Genomic DNA, 9453 nt, shown 5'->3' on the forward strand with positions numbered 1-9453 from the left:
ACGGGCCGGAGCTGGCGCCGGCCCGTTCAGCTGTCAAGATGCCTGCGATCAGGCGGCCTTGGTCTTCAGGGCTTCTTCGTCGCGCACCGCTTTGGTCACAGCGGCGAAGTCGAGCTTGCCGGAGCCAAGCACCGGCACTTTTGAGACGACCCGCACTTCGGCCGGCACCATCAGATCCATGGCGCCATTGGCCTTGGCGAAGGCCAGGAAGTCCGCGCGGGTCGCGCCGGGCGCCTCGGTGATGAGGATCAGCTTTTCGCCCTTGCGCGCGTCCGGCACGGTGGCGACCGCCGAAAGCGTGCCTTTCCACAATTCGCCGGCCAAGGCTTCGACGGCGGCCAGCGAGATCATCTCGCCGCCGATCTTGGCAAAGCGCTTGGCGCGGCCGCGAATGGTGATGAAGCCGCCCTCGTCGATGGCGACGACGTCGCCGGTATCATGCCAGCCATCTTCCAGCGGTTCGAGCACACCGGGCTTCTCGGCCCGGAGATAGCCGGCCATGACATTGGGTCCGCGCACGAACAGACGTCCGCCATCGTCGACGCCCGGCACCGGGTCGAGACGATATTCCATGCCGGGCATGATCTTGCCGACGGTTCCGGAGCGGTTGTACATCGGCGTGTTGATGGAGATCACCGGTGCCGTCTCGGTGACGCCGTAGCCCTCGAGGATGCGCACGCCGAACTTCTCCATATAGGTCATGCGCGTCGCTGCCTTGACCGGTTCAGCGCCGGCAAAGCAATAGCGGATCGAGCGGAAGTCGTAGGGGTGCGCGGTACGGGCGTAGCCGGAGAGGAAGGTGTCGGTGCCGAAGATGATCGTCGCGTTCGAAGCGTAGATCAGTTCCGGGACGATGCGGTAGTGCAGCGGCGAGGGGTAGAAATAGACCGGCACGCCCGAAATCAGCGGCAGCACCGTGCCCGCCGTCATGCCGAAGGAATGGAAGATCGGCAGCACGTTGAACACCTTGTCACCCGAATGGAAGTCGATGCGCGACGCAGCCTGGGCAGCGTTGGCCAGGATGTTGCGGTGGGTCAGCACGACACCTTTCGGCGTGCCTTCCGAACCCGAGGTGAACAGGATCACCGCCGGATCGTCGGGCAAGCGCTGCGCGCGCGGCGTCGACTTGCGCAGCAGGCCGAGCAGCTTGTCCTTGAGACCAATGGTCTTTCTGAGATCGTCGAGCCAGACGATCTCGACCGAGCGGCCGAGTTCCTCGACGACAGCGCCGAGCTTTGCCTGTTCGACGAAGGCGCGGGAGGTGAGGACTGTCCGGACTTCAGCCGCTTTGCAGGCCGAGAGTATGTTGGCCGCACCCGCGGTGAAGTTCATCATCGCCGGAACCTTGCCGGCCGACATGACGCCGAGCAGCGCGGCGCAGGCGCCGTTGGCGTTGGGCAGCATGATGCCCAGCGTCTGCTGGTCGGCATACATGTTCTGGAACTTCTCGCCGAGCACGGCAACGGCCGTCAAAAGCTTGCCGTAGGTGAGCGAGCCGGTGACCGGATCCTCGACGGCGAGCTGCTTCATGCCGCGTTCGTTGGCGGTCTGGATGATCTTTTCCAGCACGGTCTTGTCGATGTCCTGGGTGCGGAAGACGAGATCCGACATCACCTGGTATAGGGCGGAACCCGCCGCGGCGCGGCGCTTGCGGCCCTTCAGCTCCTGCGGCACTTCGAGCTTGACCGGTTCCAGAATGGTCACCTTGACCTTCGGGAACAGACGACGGCGCACATGCTGCGAGCTCAGCCGCGAGAAATATGTCTTCTCCAGCCCGTCGATGCGCACCGGCACAACCATCGAGCCGGTCTTGTCGGCGACCATGGCGGCGCCGTCATAGACCTTCATCAGGCCGCCGGTGACGGTGATGCGGCCCTCCGGGAAGATGACCAGCGGGTCGCCGCCCTGCACGACCTTGATCAGCGTGCGGGTCGACATCGGCTTGGCCGGATTGAGCGGCAAAGCGCGGGCAAGTTTCATGAACGGCTTCATCCACCAGGCCTGGGCGATGAAGTAGTCGATGGCGAAGACCGGCTCCTCATCGGTCAGCGTCAGCGCCAGCGGACCGTCGAGGAAGCTGACATGGTTGAGCGCCAGGATCGGCGCCTTGCCGGCCGCCTTGAGGTTATCCATGCCCTCGACCTCCAGGCGCAGGAAGGCGCGAAACAGGATGGAGACGAAATCGCGGAAGGGGTTGGTCGGCAGGAATTTCAACATCAGCCAGGCGGCAATCGCATTGGCCGCGGCGAGGCCGAACAGAATGCCACCGGTGGAGACTTTCGTCTGGATCAAGGCGACAATGATACCGCCGACGGTCATGAACCCGGCATTGACGATGCTGACGGCAGCAACGACACGGGCACGGCGCGCCTCGGGCGACCAAGCCTGCACGGCGGCGAAGGTCGGCACCACCAGGAAGGCTGCTGCAATGGCCATGCCGGCGAGGTCGATGGCGACACGGATCGTGTTCGGGCCAGCGAAGAATGCGCCAAGGGTTGCTGCCTGGGGCGAAGGCTGCATGCTCCAGATCGTCCAGGCCAGATGCAGGCCGAACAGCGCCAGCAGCGCCGTGCCGACCGGTGCGGGCAACAGCACGATGCGGCCCTGCGACATCCAGGCGGCGATGGCCGAGCCGATGGCAATCGAGACGGCGAACACGGCGAGATAGACGGTGACCGCCATCTCGTTGCCGCCGAGCGAATCCTTGATCAAGGTGGGCAGGATCGAGAGCACGATGGCGCCGATCAGCCAGAACCAGGAGGTCATCAGGCCGGCGCGCCAGATGCGCATGTCGGTGCGCAATTCGGCGACCTGACGCCAGGTCGAGCGGAAGATGTTCTTGTCGATGACGAGGTCGGGCGCCGCTGAACCGGTGGATGGGATGTAGCGGCTGACGAGCCAGCAGCCGACGGCCAAGGCCATCATGATCGGTCCGAACACCGTGACCCCGATGCCATCGGCGGAAACGACGCCGCCGGCGATGGTGCCGCCGAGGATTGCGGCAAACGTCGCGGATTCGATCCAGGCGTTGGCCTTGGGCAGTTCCTTGCGCTCGAGGTGATCCGGCAGGATGCCGTATTTGATCGGCCCGAACAGCGCCGAAATGATGCCGAACATCAAGAGCGCCACCATCAGCACAGGAATGGACGACAGCGCGATGCCGACGACGGATACTCCCGCCGCGGCGATCTCGGCGAATTTCAGACGCTTGGCGATGAGGGCCTTGTCGAAGCGGTCGGCGATCTCGCCGCCAAGCGCCGACAGAAGCAGGAAGGGGGCCATGAACACGGCGCCCGCCAGGGTGACCAGAGAAGCCGCCTGGTCCGCCGCCAGCGTGAACAGAATAAGAAACACCAGCGTGTTCTTGAGGAAATTGTCGTTGAAGGCGGACAGGAACTGCGTCCAGAACAAAGGCGCAAAGCGCCGGGACGTCATCAGATGAGCTGTGGGACGATTGATCGGAGCGATTTCCATAGCGGCGACTTCCATTGGGCAAGACCGTCGAAAATCCTGACTGGATTGATCAGCGGTCTTGCGCGGTTTGAGCCTTGTTTAGCGGGAACCCGATTACACTTCGTTACTGCGGCTGACTTCCATCAGCAACTTCTCGGTCTTGGCGTCTTCCAGCCGGTTGATGAAGCGGCTTGCTTCTTCCGAGTCGCGCAACGTCTTGGTGATGGTGATCGAGGTGTGCACGAGCATGATGGCGGCCATGGCGTAGAACCCCTTGGCGGCGAAGCTTGCCTCCATGAAGTAGATGCCGCCGGCCATCATCGTGGCGGCAACGGCGAAACTGGCCATGGTAAAGGTCTTCCAGGCGCTTGAGTCCTTGGGGGAATAGGTGTTCGGGGTCATCGATATGGTCCTTTCGTTTCAGGGTTAGGTTGGTTGGGCGTGGGTCTGTTTCAGGCTGGATACAATCAGGTCGACTTGGTCATGGTCTTCGTGAGCCTTTCGAGCACGGCGTCGGCGCTACTCCTCAGCGGCGCGCCGCAGCCGGCGGCCGCAAGCTTCTCGCTGACCGCGGCCGGGTCGCCCGACTGCTCCATCTCGGCCATGGCGGCCGCGGTGGCGTCGATCTGCTTTTGCCGTGTGCGCAGGCGCAGCAGCGTCTCCTCGGCGTCCTTGAGCGCAGACAGGCTGGAGCCGGGTGCGCTTTCGCGCAGGCGCTGGGTCGAGTCGACGGCGGCAACGATGCGCTGGCCGCGCTGCAATTCGCGCAGGCGCATTTCAGAGACCCGAATGATCCGCTTCAGCCTTTCGATCTCGGTGCTGAAGCTCTTTTGCGCCTCGCTGGAGGCATCGCGTTCGGCTTCCAGCATGGCGATCGTTTCGGCGGCTTCGCGGGCCAGTTCATTCTGCCCCTGCTCGATCGCGGCGATCGTGCGCTTCTCCAGGTCGTCGATGCGGACGACCAGCTTCTTGAACTGCGAGACTTCCTGTTCGTTCTGGGCGATGGCAATGGCGACCGCCCGGCGGGCAGCCGCGATGGCATCGGCGCAATCGCGGATCTGCTGGCGCAGGATCACCAGCGCGTTGCGGTCGACGACCGTCTCGGCGGCTTCGTAGCTTCGGCCGCGGACGAGAGCAAAAAACTGTTTCAACATTTCTGTTTCTCCTCTATGAACGTTGTTCACGAATGCAACGTAGCACATCGTGAACGACGTTCAAGAGAAAAATGAACGGCGTTCATAAATTTCACGCAAAGGAAGGTTAATGACGGCAAAACGGGACGCCAAACGCGAGGATCTCAAAGGCAGGCTGATCGAGGCTGCGCAGGCGCACATTCAAGCCTCGGGGCTCGCCGGCTTGCGTGCTCGCGACATCACGGCCGATGCCGGCTGCGCGCTGGGCGCGCTCTATACCGCCTTCGCCGATCTGGACGAGCTCATCCTGCACGTCAATTCGATCACGCTGGCGCGGCTGGGAGCAGCCTTGGAACAGGAGGCGATCGGCGCCGCCGAACCAAGGGCCAAGCTGAAGGCGCTGGCCAAAGCCTATCTCGGCTTTGCGCGCGACAACCGCATGGCGTGGAAGGCCCTGTTCGAACACCGCATGGCGCCAGGCGTGGCGGTGCCCGAATGGCACCTGGCCGAACATGCGGTGCTGATCCAGCATCTGGTCGAGCCGCTTGCCCAGCTGCTCCCCGCGCGGGACACGCCGGACCTTCTGGCGCGCGCCCGCACGCTGTTCTCCGCCGTCCACGGCATCGTCGCCATTTCGCTGGAAGACCGTTTCATCGGCCTGGCGCCAACCGATCTAGAAAGCGAGCTGCTGGGTTTCGTCGACACGATGGTGAGCGGGCTGGAGACGGAAAGAGAATGAACTCTGCAGGCACGATCGGCTCTTTGCCCCGCTGATGTCTGCCCTTATGAAGATCGTGGCCCAGGATACCCCTGTTGATTCAGGCCGGCTGAAATTGTGAGGGATATTTGCGGCCAATGCAGCAGGGACGTGGGTTTCGGCCCGAAATACAGGGGCTGCGCGGCCTGGCGGTCGCGCTTGTCGTCGTCTATCACCTGTGGCCGGCTGTGCTGCCTGGCGGATATGTCGGCGTCGACGTCTTCTTCGTCATTTCGGGTTATCTGATCACCGGCCTGCTGGCGCAGATGGCGTTGCGCGACGGCCGCGTCTCGTTGATCGAGTTCTACTCGCGACGGGTCCGCCGGCTTCTGCCGGCAGCAACCCTGGTGCTGCTGGTGGCATTGCTCGGCACGCTGCTTTTCATCTCAAAGGCGCGCTGGGAGGAAATAGGCAACCAGATCGTGGCGAGCGCTCTCTATGTCGAGAACTGGCGGCTGGCCGCAGTCGCCGTCAGTTATCTCGAGGCTGACACTTTGCCGAGCCCGGTGCAGCACTACTGGTCGCTCTCCATCGAAGAGCAGTTCTACATCGTCTGGCCGCTGGTCATGATCGGCGTGACCTGGCTGTCGCGCCGCCGTGACCTTCCGCTGAGGGCCTGCCTGATCGGGGCGCTATCGCTCATTTTCGCCGCATCGTTGATTGCCTCCGTCGTCTTGACGGCGACGGACCCCGCCCAAGCCTATTTCGTCAGCCATACCCGTCTTTGGGAATTGGCGCTGGGTGGACTGCTGGTGCTCACCGAACACCGGTTTCGACTGGGGGTATTCGCTAGACGCTTCCTGGCGATTCTCGGAATGGCTGGGATCCTCGCAGCGGCGGTGCTGTTTTCCGCGACGACACCCTTTCCGGGCGCCAGCGCACTGCTGCCGACCCTGGCCACAGCACTGATCATTCTGGCTGGCGAGGTTGAAGTCGGCCGGTTTCGTGGGCTCGATTCGTGGCCACTTCGTTTCGTCGGCGATCGCTCCTACTCGATCTATCTCTGGCATTGGCCGCTGATCACGATCTTCCTGGCACAGGGTTATTCGCTGACGCTTGCCAGCGGTTTCGGCCTGATTGCCATGACCCTGGTTCTATCGGATCTGTCCTATCGATATGTCGAGCAGCGCTATCGGCAAGCCCGAACCGCCGTGTGGTGGAAGCCGCTGGGATACGGCACCGCGGCGGTCCTGACATGCGTGGTCGCATCCGGCAGCCTGCTGCTCTTTCTGAAGACAGAACGCATCGACACCGCGCTGATCGGCACGCCTTCCTACCCCGGGCCTGCCGCTCTCGTCTCCGGCGCCGCGGTTCCGGACGGTGTGGACCTTCTCCCGCCGCTGGCCCGGCTGAGGCGGGACGTGCCGGTCGTCTATGCAACGAAGTGCCACCAGGAGGAAAGCTCGGAGCCTAAGAGATGCTCTCTCGGCGATCCCACGGGTGCGAAAACCATTGTCCTGGTGGGAGATTCTCACGCAGCCCAGTGGGTGCCGGCTCTGGACAAGGTCGCCAAGAACCGCAACTTCAAACTGGTTACCTTTACAAAATCCGCCTGCCCATTCAGCCGCGTGGCCATCATGGCGGATGGCAAACCCAATGTCTTGTGCGCGCAATGGCAGGACAATGTGCTCGCCGAGATACTCAAGCTGAAGCCATACCTGATAGTCACCAGCCAATCCAATTATGGATCGGTGCCGCAAGACCAGATGATCGAGGGGCTGCGAAGTCTCTGGAGCAGGCTGACGGAAGCGGGTTCCCAGATCGTCGCAATCCGCAACACGCCCTACATGAAATTCGATCCGGGCGATTGCCTGAGTGCGACGCCAACGAAATGCGTCACCAGGCTGAGCGACGTTGAGCGAAGCAACGTGTTGGTGCTGGCCGCGGAGGGACAGAAAAATGTGCGCGCTATCGACATGGTCGACACCATCTGCGGGCCGCAACTATGTCCCGCAGTTGTCGGCAACATCATCGTCTGGCGTGACAATCATCACCTGACCGCCACCTATTCGCTTGCGCTCGCGCCTTATCTCGCAGCCAAGGCGGGGCTTTAGCAGGCGCCGAGTCGAACTCTCCTTCCGGAGATGCAGACGGGATAGGTCCGAGAAAAATTCCGCTGGTGGAGCTGAGGAGGATCGACGCCTGTGACACTTATGCTATTGAAATCGTTCTAAATCAATGCCATAGACCTCGGAACGTGGGCCAAATGCGTGGGCCAAACCGGGGGTCTTTCTATGCCGAAGCAGCGGAACAGTGCCAGACGTCATCTCGAGTTGAAGCGCCGTATATGGTGGTTCAAGATCGGGGTTCCGGTCGCCATGCGCAGCCACTTCGGCGGCAGGACCCATCACCGGGAGAACCTCCAGACCAGCGACATGCGCGTGGCGATGGAGCGCCGGGATCAAGTCGAGCGTGACACCCGCAGCCTGTTCAAACAGATCGCAGCGGGCAAGGTGATCAGCCCAGCCACGATGTCAGCACGAGAGCGCGGCACCGTCTGGCGCGAAGCTCTGGTCGACCTCAAGGCCACCGATAACCACAGCCAGTTGGATTTCGCTATGGGTCTTGCGGAGGATGAGAGCGAGCGGCTGCGGGGGTCAGAGCGCAAGGAGTTTGAAGACGCCTTCACCGGAAAGGTTCCCATTGACGAGCATGTTGAAGCGTATCTGAAGGCCATAGGGCTCGCCGACAAGACCACGAGCGAGCGGCGGGGGCTTGTGAAGCGGTTCGCCCGCTGGTGTTCGCAAGAAGGTTTGAAGCTGCCCGACATCGACCGCAAGAGCGCTGGCAAATACGTGGTCGCCATCATTGAACCGATGGACCGCAGGACCGCCAAGAAGCACATGACAGCGCTGCGCGGCTATTGGGATTATCTCACGTTGCGGGGTCACGTGGCGGGCGCGGTCATGAACGGCAAGGCGATTGAGAGCCCGTGGCTTGGCCAGATGCTGCCCGATAACAAGCGGCGGGTGGAGCGCGGCGACCGGGGGAATGACGAGCGACCATTCGAGGCCGAGGAGCTTCGGACGCTTCTCTATGCCGACTATCCCAAGGACAAGATAGGCGAGGAGTTCCGGCAGCAAATAGCCGACGCCCTGCGTATCTCGTGTTTGTCAGGGATGCGACTGGCAGAGGTCGTGACGCTCTGGGTCGAGGATGTGCATGATGACCTGTTCGACCTCCAGCATGGCAAGACCGGTTCAGCACCCCGGAAGGTGCCAATACATCCCGACCTGGAGGAGATTGTGAAGCGGCGGACCAAGGACAAGAAGTCGAAGGAATGGCTCTTCCACGAACTGACTGAAGAGCGAGCCCCCGGAGACGCTTTTGGCAAACGCTTCAATCGCTACCGCAAGGCCCTGAAGGTCGACGATATGCGGCCCGGGAAGCGCAGGAGCCTTGTTAACTTCCATTCGTGCCGGCGCTGGTTCGTTGCACAGACGGAACACGCGGGCATAACCCAGTCCGACCTTGAACAGCCTTCGGAGGGAGAAATCCCTTCGGAGGTGTCGGATTGGGATGATGACGACATTGACCTCGATAACCTGAACCCGGAAGACTACGAGATCAAAGACGACCAAGACACCATCGCTGACCCCGAAGCCGCTGACCTCGAAGCCCTTGACGCCGAGCTGAAGTCCATGGACGTGGAGGAGCTTCAATCGAAGACCAACGAAACCCTCGATAGCCTTCGGGAGACCCACACCGAGGACCAGCAGAAGTTCCTTGCAGATGCTTTCGTCGACCTTGGAGAAATCCCTGTCGGGGAGGAGTTCGGGATCACTGAGGCGCAGGCTATGGTTGTCGAGGCTGGCTTCATTGCAACGCTCAATCGAGATGTGTTCAGCCAATACGGGATCGACCATGCCACATGGATGGATCACGTTGACGAGCAGGACCTTCCGACGTTCCGTAAGGCGGCGTTGAAGGGTGATTTCTCGATCTTCCACCAGCACTGCGTCGAGGTGTCTAAGATGCGGAAGGGGCTCGGCCTCTAGGCAGCATTCCACACCAGAAGAAAACCCGGGGGTCAGGTCGCCATCCCGGTGAACCATTGCCCCAAGCTCAAAGCCCTCTCCGGGCTCTACCCTAACACCCACCCCATAACAC

The 9453-nt window shown here is 62.1% G+C and carries 6 protein-coding genes; 3 read left to right on the top strand and 3 right to left on the bottom strand.

Annotated features, from left to right (window positions below):
* Positions 1 to 48: 48 nt before the first annotated feature.
* The 3 genes from H0241_RS27845 to H0241_RS27855 all read right to left on the bottom strand — a co-directional run bounded on the left by H0241_RS27845 (position 49) and on the right by H0241_RS27855 (position 4607).
* A complete protein-coding gene (locus H0241_RS27845) occupies positions 49 to 3474 on the bottom strand; it encodes an acyl-[ACP]--phospholipid O-acyltransferase (RefSeq protein WP_235984518.1) in 3426 nt (1141 codons plus the stop codon).
* 93 nt (positions 3475 to 3567) lie between these two features.
* A complete protein-coding gene (locus H0241_RS27850) occupies positions 3568 to 3855 on the bottom strand; it encodes a YiaA/YiaB family inner membrane protein (protein ID WP_023668598.1) in 288 nt (95 codons plus the stop codon).
* Between the two features lie 65 nt (positions 3856 to 3920).
* A complete protein-coding gene (locus H0241_RS27855; protein ID WP_181060981.1) occupies positions 3921 to 4607 on the bottom strand; it encodes a PspA/IM30 family protein in 687 nt (228 codons plus the stop codon).
* Between the two features lie 109 nt (positions 4608 to 4716).
* Between H0241_RS27855 and H0241_RS27860 the strand changes: the two genes are divergently transcribed.
* The 3 genes from H0241_RS27860 to H0241_RS27870 all read left to right on the top strand — a co-directional run bounded on the left by H0241_RS27860 (position 4717) and on the right by H0241_RS27870 (position 9341).
* Positions 4717 to 5325 (top strand): TetR/AcrR family transcriptional regulator, encoded by a 609-nt coding sequence (locus tag H0241_RS27860; RefSeq protein ID WP_181060982.1) that lies wholly within the window; start codon positions 4717 to 4719, stop codon positions 5323 to 5325.
* 116 nt (positions 5326 to 5441) lie between these two features.
* Positions 5442 to 7397: an acyltransferase family protein gene (locus H0241_RS27865; protein WP_181060983.1), complete on the top strand. Its 1956-nt coding sequence runs from the start codon at positions 5442 to 5444 to the stop codon at positions 7395 to 7397.
* Positions 7398 to 7577: 180 nt separating this feature from the next.
* Complete coding sequence (locus H0241_RS27870) at positions 7578 to 9341, top strand: tyrosine-type recombinase/integrase (protein ID WP_181060984.1); 1764 nt, start codon at positions 7578 to 7580, stop codon at positions 9339 to 9341.
* The last annotated feature ends 112 nt before the right edge of the window (positions 9342 to 9453 follow it).

This window comes from Mesorhizobium neociceri, assembly GCF_013520985.1.
Taxonomy (GTDB): domain Bacteria; phylum Pseudomonadota; class Alphaproteobacteria; order Rhizobiales; family Rhizobiaceae; genus Mesorhizobium; species Mesorhizobium neociceri.

Excerpts from the sequence above, each read along its gene's own strand:
- H0241_RS27845 (WP_235984518.1), bottom strand. The coding sequence starts at position 3,474 with ATGGAAATCGCTCCGATCAATCGTCCCACAGCTCATCTGATGACGTCC.
- H0241_RS27870 (WP_181060984.1), top strand. The coding sequence starts at position 7,578 with ATGCCGAAGCAGCGGAACAGTGCCAGACGTCATCTCGAGTTGAAGCGC.
- H0241_RS27850 (WP_023668598.1), bottom strand. The coding sequence starts at position 3,855 with ATGACCCCGAACACCTATTCCCCCAAGGACTCAAGCGCCTGGAAGACC.
- H0241_RS27860 (WP_181060982.1), top strand. The coding sequence starts at position 4,717 with ATGACGGCAAAACGGGACGCCAAACGCGAGGATCTCAAAGGCAGGCTG.
- H0241_RS27855 (WP_181060981.1), bottom strand. The coding sequence starts at position 4,607 with ATGTTGAAACAGTTTTTTGCTCTCGTCCGCGGCCGAAGCTACGAAGCC.
- H0241_RS27865 (WP_181060983.1), top strand. The coding sequence starts at position 5,442 with ATGCAGCAGGGACGTGGGTTTCGGCCCGAAATACAGGGGCTGCGCGGC.